Origin of the sequence: Qipengyuania aurantiaca (assembly GCF_019711375.1) — a bacterium.
Lineage (GTDB): Bacteria > Pseudomonadota > Alphaproteobacteria > Sphingomonadales > Sphingomonadaceae > Qipengyuania > Qipengyuania aurantiaca.
In genome coordinates this window covers 298,500-321,773 of sequence record NZ_CP081295.1, presented here as the reverse complement: position 1 = coordinate 321,773, position 23,274 = coordinate 298,500, and the positions used below count along the sequence as shown (strand labels likewise).

The following is a 23,274-nucleotide window of genomic DNA, read 5'->3' as shown; positions in this document are numbered from 1 at the left end:
GTGCCAATTCGGGCCGAAACCCCCGTTACGCACAGTGGATAAAGGCATTTAACCTTTGCATGCGCGATTCGCTTTGTGCCAAAAGCGTGTGCAACACGGCCTCGGCCAGAATTTTGTCCCAAGGGAACGCCTAATGAGCATCAATATCGGACCCGCTTCCAGCGACGACATGCGCCCCAAGATCATGGTGGTCGGCGTGGGCGGCGCGGGCGGCAACGCCATTGCCAACATGATGGATTCCGAAATCGAAGGCGTCGACTTTATCGTCGCCAACACCGACGCGCAGGCGCTGGCCAGCTCGCCGGCGGAAAAGCGCATCCAGCTCGGTCCCGACATCACCGGCGGCCTGGGCGCCGGCGCCCGCCCAGAAGTGGGCAAGGCTGCGGCCGAGGAAACGGTCGAGGATATCGAGGACTCGCTCGACGGCGTGAATATGTGCTTCATCGCGGCCGGCATGGGCGGCGGCACCGGCACGGGCGCCGCACCGGTCATCGCCGAGGCTGCGCGCCGCAAGGGCGTCCTGACCGTGGGCGTGGTGACCAAGCCGTTCCTCTTCGAAGGCACGCGCCGCATGCGCGCCGCCGAAGCGGGCATCGAAGAGCTGCAGAAGCACGTCGACACGCTGATCGTCATCCCGAACCAGAACCTGTTCCTGGTCGCCAAGGCAGACACCACCTTCAAGGAGGCCTTCGCGCTTGCCGATGAAGTGCTGCAGCAGGGCGTGCGCTCGATCACCGATCTCATGGTCATGCCCGGCCTCATCAACCTCGACTTCGCCGACGTGCGTTCGGTGATGAGCGAGATGGGCAAGGCAATGATGGGCACCGGCACCGCCGAAGGCGAAAACCGCGCCCTCGAGGCGGCGGAACGCGCCATTGCCAACCCGCTGCTCGACGGTGTCAGCATGGCCGGCGCCAAGGGTGTCATCATCTCGATCATCGGCGGCGAGGACATGAAGCTCCTCGAAGTCGACGAAGCGGCGAACCACATCCGCGAGCTGGTCGACGACGATGCCAACATCATTTGGGGCAGCGCCTTCAACCCGGATCTCGACGGCCAGATCCGCGTCTCGGTTGTCGCGACCGGTATCGATGAGGATGGCAGCGCCAAGCCTGCGCAGCCGCGCAATTTCTCCATGGCTCCGCAGCGCGCGCCGCAGCGCCCGGTCCTCGACCTGCAGGCAAGCGCACCGGCGGAAGAAGAGCCTTTCGAACTGAACGAAGGCCTTTCGGCAGAGCCGGAACCGCACCCCGAGCCTGAACCCGCTTACGAGCCCGAGCCGGTATCCTATGCCGAGCCGGAGCCCCAACCCGCGCCCGAACCCGTCTATGACGACAGCGAGGACGAAGAAGGGCCGCTGATGAACCCGGCCGGCCTCTCTCCCGCGGGTGGCAACGACTTCGGCGAGGACGAGGATTACGGCGAGGAAGACGACGACGTCGACGGCATCGTCGACCCGCTCGCCGGCATGCGCAACGAGCACACCGAACGCTTCGACGCCTATGACGACGAGGACCAGCTTCCCCCTCCGGCCGACGACCAGGGCTATGCCGCTGGTGCCGGCGAGAACGGAGGCTGGACCGACGAAGCCGAAGCCGGTGCCGGTTCGCCGCTCGACCTGTCGGACGAGTATGGCGACGACGACGCTCTCGAACTCGGCAGCGACCAGTATGCCGAACAGCAGAGCCCGCTCTCGCAAAAGCCCGCCCGCCGTCCGCTCTTCTCGGGCGAAGGTAGCGGAGCCGGTGACGCCGGTGCCGGTGCCGGTGCAGGCGGCGGCGCGGGCGTCGGCGGTGGCGCTGGTGGCGGCGGCGGTACAGGCGGCGGTGGTGGAGCGCCTGCCGGTGGCGGTTCGCCGCAGGGCAGCACGCTGTTCGAACGCATGGCCAATTTGTCGCGCGGCTCCAGCTCGACGCAGGACGACGAAGACGACGAGGACGAGGATGAAGGCAGCAGCGGCGGCCTCAACATTCCGCGCTTCCTCGGTCGCCAGAACAACCAGTAAACGGGTTTCGGACCATCGCGCCTGCTGGCGCGTTGGTTCCCTGTCATGCCGATACGCAAAGCCAGAAAATGGGCCACGGGCGCAGCCCTGGTTGCCCTTGCTGCCGGAGCGCCCGCCCTGCGCGGGCAGGAAGTCGTGCAGGCGCTTCCGCCGCCCGGTTCGCAGGAGCTGGGCAACGCACTCCAGCGCCTGGCGCGGGACGGCAACGATGTCGCCGCGCTGATCGACGCGGGTGACGCCGCCCTGAAACTGGGCGACGTGACGGCGGCGATCGGCTTCTTCGGCCGCGCACAGGCGCTCTCGCCCTCCAACGCACGCATTTCTCTTGGCCTTGCGCGCGCCTACACGCTGGCCCGCCGGCCGGTCGAGGCATTGCGCCTCTACGCCGAAGCCGAGCGCGGGGGTGTTTCGCAAACCGCCATGGCCGCCGATCGCGGGCTTGCTTTCGACCTCGTCGGCGATGCGCACAGCGCGCAGGAGCTTTACCGGATGGCGCTAGCCGCCGGGGCAGGTGACGCGGTGCGCCGCAACCTTGCGCTGAGCCAGGCGATCTCGGGCGACAAGGCGGGCTTCGAGGCCACGTTGCTGCCCCTGTTGCAGCAAGGCGATTCCGCAGGGTTCCGCACCCGCGCTTTCGGCCTCGCGATCCTTGGCGAAACCGAAGCGGCGGTGAAAATTGCGCGCGACATGATGCCGCAAACCATGGCTTCGAAGATCGAGCCTTATCTTCGGTATATGACCCAGCTGACCCCGGCGCAGCAGGCCGCGGCGGGTGCGCTCGGCGTTTTTCCGCGCACGGCGGCGATCGGCACCGACGATGCGCAGATCGCAGCCTACCGGCCTTCAGGGCCGGCAGCTGTGGCGCGTGCCGATGCTGCCCTTGCGCCCACCGGCGAACCGATGGGATCAACCCGCGCACCGACAACGCGGCGGGAGGGCGATACACGCGGCGCGACTATCGGCCGCAGGCAGGCGAGCCGTGCATCGCGGAGCGGGCGGGATCGGACCGAACGTGCGAGTGGCAGGTCGAATAGCGTATCCAGCGAATTGCCCGCGGTTTCGGCCACGCCGGCTGCTCCGCCGCCGCCACCGCCACCACCGCCACCACCGCCACAGCCGCCTCGTCCGTCTGGGACATTTGCAGGCGAGCTTCCCGCCGTCTCGCAAGGGGAGGGGCAGGCCGCTCCGGCGCGCTCGGCGGCTACGCAGCCAGTCGATCTCGGGCAGCAGCCGGTCACGCGTCCCGCTCCGCCGCCACCGCCTCCGCCACCCCCGCCTCCCGCGCCGCGAGTCGGTCTGGACGAGGCCTTTGCCGATTTCGCGCTCGCCGAGGAGATCAGCGCCAGCCCTCGCGCAGGCGCCGTGGACATCACGGCCATCAAAGTCCCGCGCGAGCGCAACGCGCCGCCTCCGCCGCCCGAGCCCGTGCGCCATTACGTGCAGGTCGCGACGGGGCGCGACCTTAATGCGCTCGGTTTCGACTGGCGTCGCATCGGGCGCAGCGCGCAGGGTGAGCTTGCCGGAAAGAACGCTTTCACCGCGCCATGGGGTGAAGCCAACCGCCTGCTTGCAGGGCCTTATCCCAGCGCCGCCGCAGCACGCCAGGCTGTCACGCGCCTCAAGGCGATCGGCGTCGACAGTTTTGCGTTCTCCAGCGCGGAGGGCGAGCTTATCCTTCCGCTCGATGGTGCACGACCCGCGCCCGAGGCCGAGAAACCGTCCCACCCCTCGCGTCACTGGGTTCAGGTGGCGACAGGCCGCGATCGCAACGCGCTTGCCTTCGACTGGCGGCGCATTGCGCGAAAGGCCGAAGGCGCGCTTTCGGACAAAGGGCCGTTCGTCGTCACATGGGGCGAGGCGAACCGCCTCCTGGCGGGCCCTTACGAATCGCCGGAAGCCGCGCGCGACGTGGTGAACCGCCTGAAACAGCTGGGAATAGACAGCTTCACCTTCACCAGCGAGGAAGGCCAGGCGATCGACACGCTCGATTGAGGCAGACGCGCCCCTATCCGTAAGCGGGGGCTTGTTCACAAGCTATGCACAGGCGCTTTGCGTTCTCCCCAGCACCGGGAGGTGGCGCGATTGCCAAGTACCTTAACCATTCGTCACATGGGCGCATGGCTTTTTCGGGAAACCTCTGATGCGCGCCGTGGAACGGCAATTCGAAGTCGAAGAGGACGCAGCGCCGCTCGACATGCTGCTCGCCCTGTTCGAGGCGCGCGGCTGGCCTTGCGAATCCAACGCCGAAGAAATCTGCGGCGAGATCCAGGGCAGCTGGGCGAAATACCAGCTGCGCGGCATCTGGCGCCCCGAAGACCGCGTCCTGCAGATCCTGTGCCTGCCCGAAGTGCGCGTTTCGGCCGAAAAGACGGGCGCCGCGCACGAGCTTGTCGCGCTGGCCAACGAGCAGATGTGGCTCGGCCATTTCGATATCTGGTCGAACGGCGGCGTGCTCCTCTACCGCAACGGCACCTTGCTTGGGAATGACGGCATGCTCAGCCTCGACCAGGCGCAATCGCTGGTGGAGATCGCAGTGGAAGAATGCGACCGCTTTTATCCCGCCTTCCAGTTCGTGCTGTGGGGCGACAAGGCCCCGCGCGATGCGCTCAAGGCCGCGATGGTCGATGCCGCCGGCGAAGCCTGACGCAAATCCTTGATTTCGCGTTAGGCATACCCCTTCCGGTTTCGCTTGAAATCGGGCGCTAAAGACACGATATTGCTATCAGAAGCGGGGCCGGGTTCGCCCTGCGCAAGGGAGAATTTTGCAATGGCCGATTGGAACGAAACCAACCGCAGGCCGGACATGACGTCCGTTCCGCGCGCTGGCGACGCGGCTACGCGCGGGACCACCTTCGACGAAGGCCTGCGCAAGCACATGCTGTCGATCTACAACATGATGGCTTCGGGCGTGCTCCTGACGGGCATCGTCGCACTGCTGTTCGTCAACACCCCGCTGTTCGAAAGCGCCTTCAACGTCGTGCAGACGCCTTATGGCCGCTCGCTGCAGGTCACCGGGCTCGGCTGGGTGATCAAGCTTGCCCCGCTGGCCTTCATCCTCGTGATCAGCTTCGGCGGGATCCAGCGCTTCAGCAAGACCACGTTGCAGGCGATGTTCTGGGGCTTTGCGACCCTTATGGGCCTCTCGCTCTCGACGATCTTCGCGATCTACACCGGTGAATCGGTCGCTTCGGCCTTCTTCGCCGCGGCTGCTGCCTTCGCCGGCCTCAGCCTCTACGGTTACACGACCAAGAAGAACCTGTCGGGTTGGGGCAGCTTCCTGATGATGGGCCTCATCGGCATCATCGTCGCCATGCTGCTCAACGCCTTCATCTTCCAGTCGGGCGCGATGGGCCTGGTGATCTCGATCCTCGGCGTGCTGATCTTCGCAGGCTTCACCGCCTACGACACGCAGCGCCTGAAGGACGAGTACCAGTACCTGCGCGGCACGGAATTTGCCGGCAAGGCCGTCGTGATGGGCGCGCTCAGCCTCTATCTCGACTTCATCAACCTCTTCCTCTTCATCCTGCAGTTCCTCGGCAACCGCGAGTAACGGCAGGCCGCAAATGCGGACCGGAAAAACGTGCCCGGGGCGAAACTCTCGCTCCGGGCATTTTCTTTGTCCGGTCAAGGCGCTAGGACGTGCCTGCTTCATGTCCCGTCAATGAACGAGGCGCGATCATGAGAGCCAAGACTTGAGGAGGGTCGGCACACAGTGAGCCGCATGTCAGCACAATCCATCCGTCTCGCAGCCCTCACGGCTGCTCTGGGCGCTCTTGCCGCCTGCACCACCGCCCCGCCTCCGCCTCCGCCGCCACCCCCGCCGCCTCCGCCGCCCCCGCCGGTCGTCATCCCGCCGCGGCCGACGCCGCCGATGGGCGCGACCACCAGCATGACCATCCCGATGGTCGCGGCCACGGGCGTGCGCCAGACGGTGAACGCCAATCTGACCCCGGCGCAGACGACCTGGAACCTGCGTTCGGCGCTCAACGTCGCGGCGCTCAACTGCCTCGACCTCAAATACACCGGGCTGGTCGATAATTACGGCGCCTTCCTCAAGCGCAACGCGCGTGAGCTTTCGGCGACCAACCGTGCGCTGCAGAGCGAGTTCCGCCAGCGCTATGGCGGCACCTATCGCGACGTGCAGGATTCCTACATGACGCAGGTCTACAACTACTTCGCGCTGCCGCCTGCGAAGGCGGATTTCTGCGATGTGGCCTTCACGATCAGCCAGGAAGTGAACACGATCGAGGTCGGCACTCTGGACACCTATTCGGCCACCGCTCTGCCGCGCATCGAAGGCGTGTTCGAGGATTTCTTCCGCGCCTACGAACAATACCGCGTCGACCTGCTTGCGTGGGATTCGGAATATGGCCCGCCCACGGTGACCACCACCGTTCAGGGCTATACCAATCCGCTCGACCCTTCCGTCGAAGTCGCGCCGGGCGAGACGGTGGTGAACTCCATGCCCGCGACCGCGCCGCTCGAAGCGGCTGGCGAACCGCAGGCACCGGTCGATATCCCGCCTGCCACCGGACAAGAGCCGGTCGTGATTGCCACCGGCGAGGTAGACGCCAACGGCCAGCCGGTCACCACCCTCCCCACGGAAGGCCCGATCTTCCAGTCGGGTGAAGTCGTGCAGGGCGAGGCGGGCCTCGGCGAAGACATCGATTCCGATGACGAGGACGACGAGCCCGTCCCCTGAGCGCAGAGACACGAAACACAAGAGGGCGGCGGGAGCGATCCTGCCGCCCTTTTTTGTGGGCTATAGCGGCGCGTATTCGCCGAAGTTGGTGGCACAGGCGGTCAGCATGGCGCGCACAGCCTCCACATCGCCATGCGGCATGCCTTTGGGCAGCGGCTGGAGCTTTTCGCGTGGCGGAAAACAGCCGTAGCCTGCAAACAAGCAATGCCAACTCATCGGCGCATAAGCCGGTTGCTGCCCGTAGATCGAGCGGTTGGCCGCCGCGATATCCTCATGGGTGAACCAGGCGGTCATCATTGCCTTGAGCCGCTCGGACAGCGCCTGGTTCTCGCGGTTTTCGCGCCAATAGTCGGTGTCGCTCCGCGAATTCGCGCGGTAATGCGCGACGATGTAATCGCGTATGCCCTCGTAGCGGTCGGCAAGGCGCGCGTTGAACGTGTCGCGATGCCGGGCCGTGAAGCCGCCGCTTTCAAACCCCTCGGCAAAATCCAGCGCGGTGTGGATCACGATATGTAGCGCGGTTGCTTCGAGCGGCTCGATAAAGCCCTGCGAAAGGCCCACGGCGAGGCAATTGCGCGTCCAGCTGTTCTCCAGCCGCCCCACTTTCATCTGCAGCAGGCGGGCCTCAATCTCGTCGCCAGCCCCGACGGCCGTGCGCAGCTCCGCTTCGGCATCCTCGTCCGAGATGTGGCGCGAGGAATAGACATAGCCATTGCCGACCCGCGTCGTCAGCGGGATCGACCAGCGCCAGCCTGCGCGCATGGCAAAGGCGTCGGTCTGCGGGCGCGGGGTACTCCCGTGCGGCGTCGGCATGACTACCGCGCGATCGTTGAAGAGGTTTTCGGTGAAGGGCAGGAAGCGCGCGCCGAGTGTTTTTTCGGAGAGCAGCGCGGAAAAGCCGGAACAGTCGACGAAAAGATCGCCCTCGATGCGCTCGCCGCCCTCGCACAGCAGCGCGGCGATATCGCCGTCTTCGCCTAGTTCGACCTCCTCGACCTTGAGCGGCCGGTGCTCCACCCCGCGCGCCACCGCCCAGTCGCGCAGGAAGCCCCCAAGTTTGTGCGCATCGAAGTGATAGCCGTAGCTCGGCGGGAAGGGGAAGCCATCGCCGGGGTGGGGCGCCTTGCCGGCCTGTGCGAGGTGCGCGGCGAGGAACCAATCGTCCGGATGCGCCGGGACATCGCCGCCGCGCCTGCGAAGCGCGCAATTTTGCACGAAGCCGGGCTCGCTATGCAGGTCGACGGGGCCGGGGAAGGGGTGGAAATAGCTCTCACACCCTTCCGCCTCGCTCCAGCCGGTGAAGCGAATGCCCAGCTTGTAGGTCGCATCGCAGGCGGCCATCCACTCGGCCTCTGCGATCCCGAGATGGTCGAAAAAGGCCTTCAATTGCGGCGTCGAGCCCTCGCCCACGCCGATGATGCCGATGGCCGGGCTCTCGACGACGGTGACCTTTCCGCCCCTTGCTGCCCACGCATGGTGCAGCAGGCAGGCCGTGATCCAGCCAGCGCTGCCGCCGCCGAGGATGACCACATGGGGAGGGCGCGGGTCGCTCACCCTTGCGGCACGAACTCGATCGCGAAGCCGCCGGCCGGTGCGAGACGCAAGTCGAGCGTTTCGGCCGAGGTGACGGTCATGGTCTCGATCTCCATATCGTGACGGTTGTCGCCCTGTCCGTCGGCAGCCGCGCCGTCGCGCCAGATGGTGGCGGCGTAGCTCTTGCCAGGGTCGAGGAAGGACAGCGGCACGCTGACGTTGCGTTCGGCCTCGTCGGTGACCGCGCCGACATACCAGTTCAGCGTGTCGCGATCGCGCCGCGCGATAACCGCGTATTCGCCCACCGCGCCGTCCACCAGCATGCTCTCGGCCCAGTCGGCCGGCACGCGCTTCACGAAGTCGAGTGCGCGCGGGTATTTGACGAGGTTTTCCGGCAGGTCGGCGACCATCTGGATCGGCGAATAGATTGCCACGTAGAAGGCCAGCTGGCGCGCCAGCGTGCTCGGCAGGTCGGGCGCGGTCGCGCCCCGTCCTTCGAGCGAGAATACACCCGGTGTGTAGTCCATCGGACCGGCCAGCAGGCGGGTGAAGATCAGTTCGGGGACGTGGCCCGGATCGTTCTTTGGCACGGCCCAGGCGTCATATTCCGCCCCGCGCGCGCCTTCACGGCTCACCCAGTTGGGATAGGTGCGGCGCAAACCAGTGTCCTTGATGGGTTCGTGCGGATTGACGGCGATGTGATGCTCTGCCGCCTCTTCGACGACCTTCAAGTGGTGGCGAACCATTTCCTGCCCGTCGTGCCAGACGAAGGTCTCGCCCATGCCGCCTTCCCCATAGGGCGCGATGATACCGCCCGCATCGGCGACATAGCCGCTCTTCACCGCATCGATGCCGAGGCTCTCGTAGAACGCCATCGCGTCCTCGAGCTGCTCTTCATAGACCTTGATGTTGCCGCCGGTTTCGTGATGCCCGATGATGCGGACGCCCTTTTCCTCGGCATAGCGCGCGACTTCGGCGATATCGAAATCGGGATAGGCTTCGGTGAAGCTGAATTCGCGCCCGTTGCCGAACCAGTTACCGTCCCAGCCGACATTCCAGCCTTCGATCAGCACGCCGCGGAAGCCGTGCTCGGCCGCGAAATCGATGTATTTCTTGGCGTTCTCGGTCGTCGCGCCATGCTTTTCGCCGCTTGCCCAGCTTTCGACATCGAGGTGCATGCCCCACCAGATGCCGATGTATTTGTGCGGGGTGAACCAGCTGACATCGCCCAGCTTGTTGGGCTCGTTGAGGTTGAGGACGATGTCGCTCTCGAACAGGCCCTTGGCGTTCGAGGCGATCTGGATCGTGCGCCAGGGCGTGGTGAAAGCGCCTTCGCGCACCACTTTGGGGCCGCGCGGGCTGGGCGCGAGCTGCGCGCGCAGGCGCGTACCCGACACGCGGCGCAGCCACATGCCGGAGTAATCGACCAGCGCCGCTTCGTGGAACGAGAGGTGCGTGCCGTTGCCCAGCACCATGGTGACCGGCGTGTGGACGGTCGAAAGCGCGCTGATCGGCGTCTTTTCGTAGAGATATTCGTAGCGGTTCCAGTCGCCCGCCGGGATCGACCAGGCGGTGCCGTCGCCCGCGATGTTGAATTCGGTCAGCTCTTCGGCGATCCGGTAGATTGGCTGCTGGGCGCTATCGGGGAATTCGGTGCGAAAGCCGATGCCGTCGTCGAACACCCGCAGGCGCACGGTGATCTGGCGGGGCGTGTCGTCACGCTCACGGAAGGTGACGGCAAGTTCGTTGTGCCGGTCGTTGACCCATTGGCGCTCGCCCCAGGGCTGCTCCCAGCTGGTATTCTGCGCCTGCTCGCGAAAACCGACGACTTCGAAATTGCGGCGCATCGGATCGGCGTCGGTGAAGGCGAAGCCGAGGTTCGACTTGGCGATGATCGGCACGCCGTCGCGCGACACTTGGTAGAACGGGATGCCCTCGCCATCGGCATCGAGCGTGACCTTGATGCGGCCATCGGGGGAGGTCACCGTCTCGGCCTGTGCGGCGGACAGCGGCAGGAGGGAAGCGCTCAGGAAGAGAGCAAGGCGTTTCATGCGGACATCTCCGTTATGATTGCGGCATGGGCCGGCAATTCGCTTTGGCTCGCCCCGTTGATAGTCATGAGCGGCGCGCCTTGGCAATCCTCCAGCGGAAGCGTGGAGCCGCCGAGGTTGAAGCGGAATTCGAGGATCTGGCCATCGGCTTCGCGCCGCATGACGAGCAGGTCGCCCTCGTGGCGGCACTCGGTGACCGCGCCGTGGTGCATGGCCGGATTGGCCTTGCGCAGGGCGATCGCGGCGCGGGTGAAGGCGAGGAGCGAGGTCTCGTCCGCCTCCTGCGCTTCGACCGGGCGGGTGCGGTTGTCCTCGCCCACGGGCAGCCAGGGCTCGGTGCTGCCGAAACCGGCGCAGGCGCTCGAATTCCACGGCATGGGCGTGCGCGCGCCGTCCCGGCTCAGCGTGAGCGGCCAGTTGGCGATCGCTTCGGGATCGTGGAGCTGGTCGAAGGGGATGTCGACCTGGGTCAGCCCCAGTTCCTCGCCGTAATAGATGATCGCGTTGCCGCGCAGGCTCATCAGCAGCAGCATCTTGAGGCGGGCGAAGGCCTCGCGCTCTTCCGGCGCGCACCAGCGGCTCAGCGCCCGCGGCGTGTCGTGGTTTTCGAACGCCCAACTCGGCCAGCCGAGCCGCTCCTCGTCGGGCCATTCGGCCAGCGACTGGCAGACCAGTTCGGGGGTGAGCTTCTCGGCGTAGAGGAAATTGAAGCTGTAAGCGGAATTGAGATGGGTCTCGCCATCGGTGAAGAGGCGCATTTCGCGTACCGCATCGTCGCCGCCGACTTCCGCGACCGTGAAGACCCCGTTGAACTCGTCGGTCAGCGCACGGATGCGCGCGATGAAGGTCGGAATGCCTTCGTGGCTCTGGTTGTATTTCTTGAGCTGGAAATCGAACGGACGCGTGCGCGGCTTGCCGTTCTCGGGCGCGGGCGGATTGTCGCGCAATTGCGGATCGTGCATCGCGAAATTGAGTGCGTCGATGCGATAGCCGTCGACCCCGCGTTCGAGCCAGAAACGCATCACGTCGAGGATGGCGTCCTGCACGTCGCGATTGTGCAGGTTGAGCTGCGGCTGCGAGCTCAGGAAATTATGCAGGTAATACTGCCCGCGGCGCGCGTCCCAGGTCCATGCGGGGCCGCCGAAGACCGATTGCCAGTTGGACGGCGGCGAACCGTCGGGCTTGGCGTCCGCCCAGACGTACCAGTCGTGCTTTGCGTTCTCGCGGCTGGCGCGGCTTTCCTCGAACCAGGGGTGTTCGTCCGAGGTGTGCGAATAGACCTGGTCGATCAGCACCCGGAGGCCAAGCTCGTGCGCGCGGGCGACCAGCCGGTCGAAATCGGCCAGATCGCCGAAGATCGGATCGACATCGCGGTAATCCGAAACGTCGTAGCCGAAGTCCTTCATCGGCGACTTGAAGAAGGGCGAAATCCATATGCAGTCGATGCCGAGATCGGCGACATGGGGCAGGCGCTGGGTGATGCCGGGAAGGTCCCCGATCCCGTCGCCGTTGGAATCCATGAAGCTGCGCGGATAGATCTGGTAGATCGTCGCGCCCTTCCACCAGGGCAGGTCGGAGGCGATGTTCGCGCTCACTCGGCGGTCTCCGATACCTTACAGACGGCCCAGCCGAAGGCGGGGAGGGTGAAGGGGGCGCTGCCCGGTGCCTTGGGCGCGGCGGGGCAAGTGCCGGCAAGCGTTTCGAAAGCGCGCGCGTCGTAACCGACCAGCACATTGGCGCTGCGCGGGGCGGCGGTGGTGTTGAATACCGCTAGGTATTCGGTCCCGTCACCGGGATCGAAGCGACTGGCGGCGAAGATTCCGGCTTCCTGCTCGTAATGGCGGACTTCCTGCCGCCCGCGCGTGAGAGCCGGGTGCGCTTTGCGGATGGCCGAGAATTCGGCGATCAGGCGGTAGAGCGGGTGGGCAGTGTCGAAATTGCTGTCCGCCGTCGTCGCATCGGTGCCGATGAGGTCGTTGTCGTTGTAGACGACAGTCTTCGAGGGGAACATGTTCTCGCGTGCGAGCTGGTCCACGCCGTCGCCCACGAAGCCCTGTTCGTCGCCATAATAGATAACCGGCGAGCCGCGCAGGGTCAGCATCATCGCATGGCCCAGCATGACGCGCTGAAGCAGTTCCTCCTGCGAGATGTCGGGCTTGTCCGCCTTTATGAGGGTCGAGAACCGGCCCATGTCGTGATTGCCGAGGAAGGTCGGCAAGCCGCGCGCTGCCTCTTCGCCACCTTCATACAGCACGTCGCCATCGAACATATGCGCGAGCACCACAGTGCCCCGATCGCGCCCGAGCAGTTCGCGCATCGAGGCCTGGAACGCGAAATCGAGCACGGCGGGAAGCTTGTCGCGCCGCGTATATTCCGCAATGTAGCCGTTCTGCGGGATATCTTTGTAGACCTCGCCGAACATATGGAAGTTGGGGATACCGTTCTCGGCTGCCACAGCCTCCAGCGCGGGGACGAATTCTTGCCAGAAGCCGGGATCGACATGGCGCGCGGTGTCGATCCGGAAGCCATCGATGCCGGTGTCGCGCACCCAGTCGGAGAAGATCTCGATCATCCCGGCGCGCACCCGCGGGTGCTCGGTAAAGAGGTCGTCGAGCCCGGAGAAATCGCCGAGCCGGCTATCCTCGCCCGTGAACGAGCTGTTGCCGCGGTTGTGATAGTAGATCGGGTCGTTGAGCCAGGCGGGGACCTTCACGTCCTTTTCCGGCTCGGGGACGACGGGGATATAGGCGAAATTGGGATCGGTCAGCCTGGCGAAGTTTTCCGCGCTGCTGTCGCCATCGCCCATGAAGCCTTCGTTGATCCGCGGGCCATCGGGGCCGCCGCGGGTCGAATAGGGATAATCGCCCTTGCTGCGGTATTCGTAATTGGTCGCATCGCCATCCTCGTACCGGATGACATCCGCGGTGTGGTTGGTGATGATGTCCATATAGACCTTCATCCCGCGCGCATGAGCGGCGTCGACGAAGGTCTTGAATTCCTCATAGGTGCCGAAATGGCTGTCGGGCCGGGTGAAGTCGGTCACCCAATAGCCGTGATAGCCGGCGCTCTCGTCACCCGCCGGGCCCTGAACCGGCTTGTTGTGGAAGATCGGCGCGAACCAGATCGCGGTCACGCCCAGCCCTTCGAGGTAATCGAGGCGGCTGGTGAGCCCTTTCAGATCGCCCCCATGGAAGAAGCCCTTGGCGGACGGATCGTAGCCCGTAACAAGACGGTCGCCTTCGTAGCCGCCGAGATCATTAGTCGGATCGCCGTTCTCGAAGCGGTCGGGAAGGACGAAATAGACGATTTCTTCCGACGGGAGGCGATCGCGGAAGTTCGCGGTCTCGGCCGAAGCGGTCGGTGTTGAGGGCGGCGTTTCGGCATGGGCGCAGGCGGTCATCGCGAGCGCAAGCAGAGGCAGGGCGGAACGGATCATGAAGGCACTCCCTGGGGGGCGGGACGGATGAATTGCTGCAGGAAATCGAGGTGGCGGGGCATCGCTTTCACTTCCTCGACGAGAGCGTGCTCGGTCCCGTCCAGAAGCGCGCGCAGTTCGTCGTCGGTGAGGGCATCGGCCATCGGGTTGTAGCCCTCGGCCTCGACACCCTGTCCGGCGAAAACCTGCAACCAGCCCACGTCGGTGAACAGTTCCTCATGCTCGCGGTGGATGAGGCCGGCGGCCTTCCAGCTCGCGATCTTGGCGACGAGGGTTTCGGGCAGCGCCATATTGCGCACGTCATCCCAGAACGGCTGACCATCGCGGCGATTGGCGGTGTAGTGGAGGACGAGAAAGTCGCGGATGCGCGTCCACTCGAACTCGGCCTGATCGTTGAACCAGTCGGTGATGGCAGGGTCGGGATCGCCTTGCGGGAGGACCGAAAGGAAGCGGCTGATTGCGCTCTGGACCAGGTGGATGCTGGTCGATTCCAGCGGCTCCATGAACCCGGCGGCGAGGCCGAGCGCGAGGCAATTGCCTTTCCAGTGCTGGCGGCGCTTGCCCGTGGTGAAGCGGATCGGGCGCGGGTCGCCCTGCGGCGCGCCGTCGAGATTGGCGAGGAGCGTCTCGGCCGCCTCGTCATCGCTCAGGTGCGCCGAGGAATAGACCATCCCGTTACCGATGCGATGCTGCAGCGGAATGCGCCATTGCCAGCCCGCTTTTCGCGCGGTGGAGCGCGTGTAGGGCGTGAAATCGCCGCCGCCTTCGCACGGCACCGCCATGGCCCGGTCGCAGGGAAGATAGTTCGTCCAGTCGTCGAAGCCGGCACCCAGCGCCTGCTCGATCAGCAGGCCGCGAAAGCCCGTGCAGTCGAAGAAGAAGTCGCCTTCGACCCGGCGGTCGCCGTCCAGAGCAAGGCCGGTGATCGTCCCGTTCTCGCCATCCTGCTCGACGCTTTCGATCAGCCCCTCGACCCGCGTGACACCGCGCGCCTCGGCAAAGCGGCGGAGATACGCCGCGTAAAGACCGGCATCGAAATGATAGGCATAGGGCACTTCCGGCCCGGTGCCCCCACGCCGTCCGCGCTGCATGCGCATGGTGCGCGCGGCCAGTTCGTTGAGCGAATAGCGGATCAGAGGCTTGGCGATCCCGAGTTTGCGGGCCCGCAGCCAATAATGATGAAAGGGCAGGAGCCCGGCGCTGCGGCCGATGGCCCCGAAAGCGTGCATGTAGCTTTCGCCTTCGCGCAGCCAGCCGTCAAATTCGATGCCGAGCTTGAAGCTGCCCTTGGTCTCGCGCAGGAATTCCGCCTCGTCGAGCCCCAGGGCGCCGTTGAAGAGGTGGATCTGCGGAATGGTGGCTTCGCCAACGCCCACCGTGCCGATTGCCTCGCTTTCGACTAGCGTGATCGCAGTTCCCGGAGGTGCGAAGCGAGCCAGTGCGGCCGCCGCCATCCAGCCCGCGGTCCCGCCGCCGGCGATCACAAGGCGTCTGTTTGTCTTGTCCGACATAAGGTCTTCTCCCTCTGCGCCGGGTTTAGCTCGCCGAAGCGAAAACCAAACCCGGCGTTTCGGGGGCGAAGCGGACCGGAGGATCGGCCCGCCTTGCCGACGAAAGGATCAGAAGCGGTACGACGCGCCGATCAGGTAGGTGCGACCGTACTCTTCGTAATCGATGATCTGCTCGCGATCGCCGTTGGCGTAGCTCACGAAAGGTTCGTCCGTGAGGTTGAGCGCCTGCAGGGTCAGCGACAGGCCTTCGAGAGCGGTGCCGTCCTCGAAGCGGTAGCCGATCTGCGCGTCGAAGATCGATTCCGCATAGGTCAGGCGCTGGGCGCGGCTGGCCGAGATCGCGGGGAATTCGGCAAGGAATTCGGTGCGATAGCGGTGGCTGATACGCGCTTCGAAGCCGCTGTTCTCGTAGTAGGCGGTCGAGTTGACGACCCACTTCGAAAGGCCCGGAACGTCGGTTTCGAAAGGATCGCCTTCCTGCGGGTAGATGGTCAGCTCGCTGTCGGTGAAGGCCACGCTGGTCTGGAAACCGAAGCCGCTTGCAAAGCCGTCGGTGAACAGGGCGAAGGGTACCGAAAGCGAAGCTTCCACGCCGCGGATCCAGCCATCGGCCTGATTGTCCGGAGCGCTTACAACACCCAAATAGGTGGTCGCATCGGCAATCGCGCGCTGCTGGTCCGAAAGGACCGGACGCAGGTAGCTGAAGTCGCGCACCACGCCGGCGTTCGAGTTCACGAAATCGTCGAGCCACTTGTAGTAGCCGGCAATCGCGAAATAGCCTTCGCCGCCGAAGTACCATTCGTAGCTCAGGTCGACCCCGTCGGCGACGTAAGGACGAAGCTGCGGGTTGCCGCCGCTGCCGCTGAAGATCGAACCGGTTTCGAAGTCGAAGACATCGCTGACGCCCGCGTTGGTCGAGGCGTTGAGGAAGTCCATCCGGGCCCGGGCCAGCGTCCGCGCCGCACCGAAGCGCAGCTTCATGTCGTCGGCAATTGCGAAGTTCAGCGTCATGCTGGGCAGGAGGTGCGAGTATTCGTCACCATCGGTCACGGGGACCTGCTGCGCACCGATGCCGCCATCCGATTCGAAGCCGCTCGAGCTCTGGCTCGTGAAGACCGCCTGGACGCCGATGTTACCGGTCATCGGGATCGCACCGAGCATGGTGTCGAGATCCGCCCGAAGGTAACCGGTCCAGATGTTTTCATCGACGGTCCAGTCACCCGGATAGGGCAGGTCGGAGCTTTCGATGCTGGTCAGGACATAGGTGCCGTTGTTGAGCAGCACGAAAGGATCGTAGGCGACCTGCGGGCCGAAGCCGAGGAAGTCGAGCGCGGCGATCGGCTCAAGCAGGGCTTCCTGCGGGATCGGCGCACGAGTGATTGCGCCATCGTCGATGAAGGCGCCGTTCGGGCCGGCAAGGCTGAGGAAGTTCTGCGTGATGTCGCGCGACTTGGTGCGCTGGTCGTAGGAGGCGCCGATGACCAGGTTCTTGATGAGCGGGCTGTCGACCTTGCCGACGACTTCGCCGCGCACCGTCCACAGATCGTCATCCGTGCTGGTGTCGTTGATGAAACCGGCCTGGACGATGCCGCGGCCGCCACCCCAACCACGCGGATCGGTCAGCTGGATGATGCTGGTGTCCGAGTAGTCGACCTGGTTGGTGAACCGGAACGGGAAGCCATCCCCGGTGCGCGTGTAGGTGACCGTGTCGCCCGCATTGGTGTCGCCAGCGGCAAAGTTCAGACCCGAATAGCTTTCGATCTGCTGCAAACGGCGGTCGGCGCGCGAGTAAGCGACGTCGAGGTTGAGGATGACGTCGTCGTTCTCGTATTTCGTATTCCAGCCCAACGCGATCGTTTCCACGTCCTTGCGGTCGTAATCGTTGCGAACCACGGGCTGGACGTTTTCGAAGGTAACGCTGTCGGCAAGGCCGGTGTTGCTGACGTCGGTAATCGTCGTGCCGGCACCCCAGCCCGGATTGAGCGGGAATTCGATGCCGCGCAGCGGAATACGCTCGCGATAGTCGGCGTAGAAGACATCGAGCGTGGTGTTCCACTCGGGGCTCGGCTGCCATTCGAGCGTACCGAAAGCGCCCAGGCGATCGAGGTCGACCGACTTTGCGTAAGGCTTCATGCCGCCAAGGACGAGCGCACCCTGCGATCCGTCGGGCGCGTTACCGCTGTCGACATCGCCATCGCCGAGTTCGGGATAGCCCCAGGCGTTGAAGCGCTTCACCTGGCTCGGGCTCGACTGGTAGGCGACGCCGACGGCAAGACCCAGCGTGTCGTCGGCGAACTGGTCGACATAGGTGCCGGTCGCGCGATAGCCCCAGCCCTTAACGTCGGGATTGAGCGCGCCGTCTTCGCTGAATTCGACGCGGCCGGCGATGGAGAAGATCTGCTCGCCCTTGGCCAGCGGGCGGATGGTGCGCAGGTCGACGGTACCGGCAAGGCCCTGACCGATGAGGCCGGCATAGGGCACTTTGTAGACCACGCCCTGGTCGATCAGCTCGGAAGGATACTGGTCGTATTCGACCGCGCGGTTATCGCCCGAGGAAACCAGCTGGCGGCCGTTGAGGAGCGAGTTCGAATAATCGGGGCCGAGGCCGCGGACCGACAGCGTTTGCGCACGGCCTTCCACGCGCTGCACGGCAAGACCGGGCAGGCGGCCCAGCGTTTCGGCGATGGAGACGTCGGGCAGCTTGCCGATGTCTTCGGCGCTGAAGGCTTCGGCGATGACCGGGGCTTCGCGCTTGAGATTGACGGCGTTCTCGAGCGCCTGGCGATAGCCGGAGACGATGATCACATTGTCTTCGGCGCCATTGTCCGCTTCCGAGACGTTCTCATCCTGCGGTTCGACCGAGGCTTCCTGGGCCAGTGCGGGCGCGGCGATCGAGGCCAGCGCGATCGTGATTGCGCCGGTGCTGATGCCCCCTCCCAGGTGCTTGCGAAATGCCATTGTGCGTATTCTCCCAAATCGCCCGGCCGTGTGCTTGCAGCGCGAGCAGTCCCGTTAGACTCGTGGCAGGTGTTGCCCCCGCCTGTTCCAGCTTTTGATACGTCCACGGCGGCCGGTTTCGGAAGACGGCATACGTATACACGATATGAATGCGTCGCGTAACTAACTGAATGTTTGGAGTTTTTCTCGGGTCAGTCGAGGAAGAGATTGAGCGTCAATCGGCCCTTTCGGGGGTCTGTCTCGGGTGCAAAGTCGCCGGGAAGGGCGGCGCAATGCAGCGTGTTGCCACGGTATATGACAAGCGAATTGAAAGCGCCTTCGATCCGGTGGGTTTGCTCGAAGATTTCGGTGTCGCCATCGATGTAACGGCTATCGGGCAAGCCGTGTCGGGCGATCTCACTTTCGAGCGTTTCGCGGTAGGTTTCGAAGCGGCTTTCGTCGACGCTTTCAAAGCCGGTTGCACGCTGGCGATAAAAACCGGTGCCCCCGGTTTCCTGCGCGTCGAGATAGAGCAGAACCGCGAGCCGTTCTGGTTCGGTCCCGTCGAAATGCGGCAGCCGCTGAATGGGGGCGAGGTCCGAGGGGCTGGCGGTGACGACCGAGAGAAAGCATTCGCGAAATCGTGGCGTGCGCGCGAGGCCGAAAGCCGAAACGAAATGCTCTAGCAAGGGGTCGACGAGCGGCATCGCAATTCGCTCCGACACGGCAGCGCGGAGGCCGGGATAAAACGCGCCGATAGGCTTGTAGCTGTGGCGCGCGGCAATTTCGACGACCTGCGCCGGATCGGCCAGCGCATCGGTAACGGTGACGAGCGGCTGCTCCTCCCGCCCGAAACGGGTCACCGACAGGGCGGCGTTTGGCGAAAGGGCGAGGGGACTGGTCATGATTACCGGCTGTTAGCGCCGATTCTTGCACAATTCACGCCCAAGCCTTTGGACTTCTGCGCAAGACTGCCTTAGCGTCCCGATAGAGAGGCGCTTCGGTGCTTGGGGAGAGACATGGGACGCAAGCCGACCGGACGGCCGACGAGTTTCGACATCGCCTACGCGGCTGGGGTTTCGCAGCCCACTGTCAGCCGTGCCCTGCGCGGTGATCGCTCGGTCAGCGAGAAAACCCGCGCCAAGATCCAGCAGATCGCGCGCGACCTCAATTATACGGTCGACAAGAACGCCTCGTCCTTGCGTTCGCAGCGCTCGAACACCATCGCCTTGCTGTTCTTCGAGGACCCGACGCCCGACGAGAGCATGATCAACCCCTTCTTCCTCGCGATGCTCGGGTCGATCACCCGCGCGACTGCCGACCGGGGGCTGGACCTGCTCATCTCCTTCCAGCGCATGGAGGACGACTGGCACGTCCAGTACCAGGACAGCCACCGCGCCGACGGGCTGATCCTGCTGGGCTATGGCGACTACACCAAATACCGCGAGCGGATGGAGCAACTGGCCGGGCAGGGCACGCATTTCGCGCGCTGGGGGTCCGTATCGAGCGACAGCAGCGGTGTGACCGTGGGCACCGACAATGTCGAGGCCGGGCGGCTGGCAGGCGAGCATTTGCTGGCGCAGGGACGCAAGCGGATCGCCTTTCTCGGCCATGCGGACGATCACTACCCCGAGTTTGCAGGGCGCTACGCGGGGCTTTGCGCGGCGCTGGCGGATGCGGGTTTGGAGCCCGATCCCAAACTGCAGTTCGATGCCCTCACCACAGAGGAGCAGGGACGGGCCGCGGCGAAGGCGCTGATCGACAGCGGGGCGGAGTTCGACGCGATTTTCGCCGCGAGCGACCTTATTGCCATCGGTGCCCTGCGCGCGCTTTCCGAAGCGGGGCGCAGCGTGCCCGGCGATGTCGCGGTGGTCGGTTTCGACGATATTCCGGCCGCCAGCATGACCACGCCGCCGCTCACCACGGTGATGCAAGACATCAAGGGCGCGGGCGAAGTGCTCGTCGAAACGCTGCTGGCGCAAGTCGAGGGCCGCGACCTTCCGCCGCGCAAATTGCCCGGCAAACTGATCGTGCGCGGCAGCAGCGTCACCGCATAAGCGTATTCGTATACGCAGTGGCCTTGCGGCCCGCTTCGTGCCAGCCATGCGAAACGAGGGACCGGGCGCAAAGACCCGGCCGGGATGAGGATTGCATGACTATGGACGCGACTGTTCGCGAAAAACCTCGGCAGGGTTTCGCCGGCCTGTGGAACATCAGCTTCGGCTTCTTCGGTATCCAGATCGGTTTCGCGCTGCAAAACGCGAACATGAGCCGCGTTTTCCAGACGCTCGGTTCCAGCATCGACGATCTGCCCGCGCTCTGGGTCGCGGCTCCGTTGACGGGCCTCATCGTCCAGCCAATCATCGGCCATCTGTCTGACCGGACATGGAACCGGCTGGGCCGCCGCCGCCCCTATTTCCTGACCGGCGCGATCTTTGCCGCGCTGTCGCTGTTCCTGATGCCGCTGAGCCCCGCCTTCGGGGCGCCGCTGCTGTTTGCGGCGGCCATGCTGTGGGTGCTCGACGCTTCGCTCAACGTCTCGATGGAGCCGTTCCGCGCCTTTGTCGGCGATATGCTGAGGACCGACCAGCACAGCGCGGGCTATGCCGTGCAGACCGCCTTCATCGGCGCAGGCGCGGTGGTCGGGTCGATCTTCCCCTGGTTCCTCGACCAGCTGGGCGTGGCCAATGTCGCGCCCGATGGCGGTATTCCCGACACGGTCAAATACAGCTTCTGGTTCGGCGCCTTCGCGCTCTTCGCGGCCGTCATGTGGACCATCGTGACCACGAGGGAATTCTCGCCCGAGGAAATGGCAACCTTCGGCGGCGAGGCAAAGCCGGACGACAGCCAGCCGATCAGGGCGCTTGCGGCAAAGACCTATCTTTCGAGCGCCGTCTGGATGGCGGCCGGTCTTGTCGTAGTCCTGCTTGTCCAGTCGCTCGACCTGCAGAAAGAGATGTTGCTCCTCGGCGGGTTGCTGGCAGTCTACGGCCTGCTCAGCGCAGTCGCGATCTCGATGGCCAAGAAGGGCCAGTCCGCGAACATGCTCTCCAGCATCGTTGGCGATTTCGCCGGTATGCCGGAGGTGATGAAGCGCCTCGCGCTGGTGCAGTTCTTCAGCTGGTCGGCGCTCTTCATCATGTGGATCAACACCACGCCGGTGGTGACGCAATATGTCTTCGGCAGCACCGACACGGCGAGCGCCGCTTATAACGAGGGCGCGAACTGGGTGAACGTGCTCTTCACGGTCTATAACGGGGTGGCCGCGATCGCCGCGCTGGCCTTGCTGCCGGTGCTCAGCCGCAAGTTCGGACAGGTCATGACCCACTCGATCTGCCTGACGCTGGGTGCGGCCGGATTCCTGATGTTCTTTTTCGTGCGCGATGCGAACGCGCTGCTGCTGGCCGAGGTCGGCATCGGCATCGCCTGGGCCAGCATCCTCGCCATGCCCTACGCCATCCTCGCCTCGAACCTCCCGCAGGCCAAGCTCGGCATCTACATGGGGCTGTTCAACGTCTTCATCGTCGTGCCGCAGCTGCTGGTGGCGACCGTGATGGGGCAGGTCATGCTGTGGCTGTTCCCGGGCGAGCCCTTGTGGACCATGCTGTTCGCCGCCGCCTCTTGGCTCATAGCCGCAATCGCCATGCAGCGCGTCGCCGCTTCCATTCCGCAGGAGAAAACCCATGCGTAAATTCGCAGCCGCCATCGCCGCTATTGCCCTGCTGCCGGCCTGTTCCGCAGCCGATGCCTCGCCCGTGTCCTCCGCATCGAGCTATGCCCCCAGGGAAGTGGTGACCATCGAACATCCCGAATGGTCGCGCGATGCCGTGCTCTACCAGATCAACACGCGCCACTTCACCGAGGAAGGCACATTCAAGGCCGCGCAGGCCGAATTGCCGCGGCTCAAGGAACTCGGCGTCGACATCCTCTGGCTCATGCCGATCCATCCGATCGGCGAGGAGAACCGCAAGGGCACGCTCGGCAGCCCCTATTCGGTCCAGGACTATTACGCAGTGAACCCCGAATTCGGCACCGAGGAAGAGTTCCGCGCCTTCGTCGACGCTGCCCACGCGCAGGGATTCAAGGTCATCCTCGATCTCGTTGCCAACCATACGGCGTGGGACAACGATCTCGCGAAACAGCACCCTGACTGGTACGAAAAGGACTGGAAGGGCGACTTCCGCCCCACGCCCTGGTGGGACTGGTCCGACATTATCGATCTCGACTGGTCGCAGCCCGGCGTGCGCGAGCATGTCGGCGGGGCGATGGAATATTGGGTGCGCGAGTTCGGCGTGGATGGATACCGTGCCGATGTGGCGGGTTATGTCCCGCTCGATTTCTGGGAAACGGTGCGCGCGCGGCTCGAAGCGATCAAGCCCGTCTTCATGCTGGGCGAGGTGCAGCAGACCGCCTTCCACCACGAGGCCTTCGACGCGACCTATGCGTGGGACTGGCACAACACCTCGAAGAACGTGGCCCACGGCAAGGGCAACGCGACCAGCTTCTACGGCTACTACGCCGAGAACGAGAGCCTCTGGCCGCGCGAAGCCATGCGCATGACCTATATCGAGAACCACGACAGCAACGCGTGGGAAGGCACCATGCGCGAGAACTACGGCGATGCGCTGACCGCGATGACCGCGCTCTCGTTCACCGGGGAAGGCTTGCCGCTGATCCACAACGGGATGGAGGCCTGCAACGCCAAGCGGCTGAAATTCTTCGAGCATGACCCGATCGACTGGAGCCAGGGCGAAGGGTGCAGCTATGGCGACCTGCTTGCCAGCCTGATCGCCTTCCGCAAGACGAATCCGGCGCTGGCGAACGGGCAATGGGGTGCGGTCATGCACAAGGTCGAGAATTCCAATCCCGAACAGGTCTTATCGTGGGTACGCCAGCGCGACGGCAACAAGGTGCTTGGCATATTCAACATGAGCGACCGCCCAGCTTCAGTTACGCTCACCAGCGGTCTGGCCGCCGGGACCTATCGCGAGTTTCGCGCAGGCGCTGACCCCAGCGGCGAAGTCACCCTTCGCGAAGGGCAGCAGCTTCGCCTTCAGCCGTGGGACTGGACGCTGCTGAGCAGCGGTTCGCGATAAGGA

At 64.8% G+C, this 23,274-nt stretch carries 15 protein-coding genes; 8 read left to right on the top strand and 7 right to left on the bottom strand.

Annotated features, from left to right (window positions below):
- Positions 1 to 133: 133 nt before the first annotated feature.
- The 5 genes from ftsZ (at position 134) to K3148_RS01570 (ending at position 6,707) form a co-directional block, all read left to right on the top strand.
- Positions 134 to 2,005, top strand: coding sequence for a cell division protein FtsZ (gene ftsZ / locus K3148_RS01590; protein ID WP_221425602.1), 1,872 nt, complete (start codon positions 134 to 136; stop codon positions 2,003 to 2,005).
- A 45-nt stretch (positions 2,006 to 2,050) separates the two neighbouring features.
- Positions 2,051 to 3,997, top strand: coding sequence for an SPOR domain-containing protein (locus tag K3148_RS13940; RefSeq protein WP_221425601.1), 1,947 nt, complete (start codon positions 2,051 to 2,053; stop codon positions 3,995 to 3,997).
- Positions 3,998 to 4,145: 148 nt separating this feature from the next.
- The gene (locus K3148_RS01580) at positions 4,146 to 4,649 is read left to right on the top strand and encodes a type III secretion system chaperone family protein (protein ID WP_221425600.1); all 504 of its coding nucleotides are present in this window, start codon (positions 4,146 to 4,148) and stop codon (positions 4,647 to 4,649) included.
- A 123-nt stretch (positions 4,650 to 4,772) separates the two neighbouring features.
- On the top strand, positions 4,773 to 5,555 hold the full coding sequence (locus K3148_RS01575) for a Bax inhibitor-1/YccA family protein (RefSeq protein ID WP_221425599.1): 783 nt from the start codon (positions 4,773 to 4,775) through the stop codon (positions 5,553 to 5,555).
- A 171-nt stretch (positions 5,556 to 5,726) separates the two neighbouring features.
- Entirely contained in the window at positions 5,727 to 6,707 is a 981-nt protein-coding gene (locus tag K3148_RS01570) for a hypothetical protein (RefSeq protein WP_221425598.1), read from the top strand.
- Positions 6,708 to 6,767: 60 nt separating this feature from the next.
- Here the strand turns inward: K3148_RS01570 and K3148_RS01565 are convergent, their stop codons facing one another.
- From K3148_RS01565 to K3148_RS01535, 7 genes are all read right to left on the bottom strand, one after another.
- Positions 6,768 to 8,261 carry a tryptophan halogenase family protein gene (locus K3148_RS01565; protein ID WP_221425597.1) on the bottom strand — a complete coding sequence of 498 codons (1,494 nt, stop codon included), beginning with the start codon at positions 8,259 to 8,261 and terminating at the stop codon, positions 6,768 to 6,770.
- Positions 8,258 to 10,291, bottom strand: coding sequence for a glycoside hydrolase family 97 protein (locus K3148_RS01560; protein ID WP_221425596.1), 2,034 nt, complete (start codon positions 10,289 to 10,291; stop codon positions 8,258 to 8,260). The genes K3148_RS01565 and K3148_RS01560 overlap by 4 nt, the downstream gene beginning before the upstream one ends.
- On the bottom strand, positions 10,288 to 11,886 hold the full coding sequence (locus K3148_RS01555) for an alpha-amylase family glycosyl hydrolase (RefSeq protein WP_247711609.1): 1,599 nt from the start codon (positions 11,884 to 11,886) through the stop codon (positions 10,288 to 10,290). The genes K3148_RS01560 and K3148_RS01555 overlap by 4 nt, the downstream gene beginning before the upstream one ends.
- Positions 11,883 to 13,727 (bottom strand): alpha-amylase family glycosyl hydrolase, encoded by a 1,845-nt coding sequence (locus K3148_RS01550; RefSeq protein ID WP_221425595.1) that lies wholly within the window; start codon positions 13,725 to 13,727, stop codon positions 11,883 to 11,885. The genes K3148_RS01555 and K3148_RS01550 overlap by 4 nt, the downstream gene beginning before the upstream one ends.
- Positions 13,724 to 15,238: a tryptophan halogenase family protein gene (locus K3148_RS01545; protein WP_221425594.1), complete on the bottom strand. Its 1,515-nt coding sequence runs from the start codon at positions 15,236 to 15,238 to the stop codon at positions 13,724 to 13,726. The genes K3148_RS01550 and K3148_RS01545 overlap by 4 nt, the downstream gene beginning before the upstream one ends.
- Positions 15,239 to 15,346: 108 nt before the next feature.
- Positions 15,347 to 18,196, bottom strand: a complete 2,850-nt coding sequence (locus K3148_RS01540) for a TonB-dependent receptor (protein ID WP_221425593.1) — start codon at positions 18,194 to 18,196, stop codon at positions 15,347 to 15,349.
- A gap of 191 nt (positions 18,197 to 18,387) precedes the next feature.
- Entirely contained in the window at positions 18,388 to 19,080 is a 693-nt protein-coding gene (locus K3148_RS01535; RefSeq protein WP_221425592.1) for a DUF6445 family protein, read from the bottom strand.
- 114 nt (positions 19,081 to 19,194) lie between these two features.
- Here K3148_RS01535 and K3148_RS01530 point away from each other — a divergent pair, with 114 nt between their 5' ends.
- From K3148_RS01530 to K3148_RS01520, 3 genes are all read left to right on the top strand, one after another.
- The gene (locus K3148_RS01530; RefSeq protein WP_221425591.1) at positions 19,195 to 20,232 is read left to right on the top strand and encodes a LacI family DNA-binding transcriptional regulator; all 1,038 of its coding nucleotides are present in this window, start codon (positions 19,195 to 19,197) and stop codon (positions 20,230 to 20,232) included.
- Positions 20,233 to 20,333: 101 nt separating this feature from the next.
- Positions 20,334 to 21,866 carry an MFS transporter gene (locus tag K3148_RS01525; protein ID WP_425594647.1) on the top strand — a complete coding sequence of 511 codons (1,533 nt, stop codon included), beginning with the start codon at positions 20,334 to 20,336 and terminating at the stop codon, positions 21,864 to 21,866.
- On the top strand, positions 21,859 to 23,271 hold the full coding sequence (locus K3148_RS01520) for an alpha-amylase family glycosyl hydrolase (protein ID WP_221425589.1): 1,413 nt from the start codon (positions 21,859 to 21,861) through the stop codon (positions 23,269 to 23,271). The genes K3148_RS01525 and K3148_RS01520 overlap by 8 nt, the downstream gene beginning before the upstream one ends.
- Positions 23,272 to 23,274 lie beyond the last annotated feature (3 nt).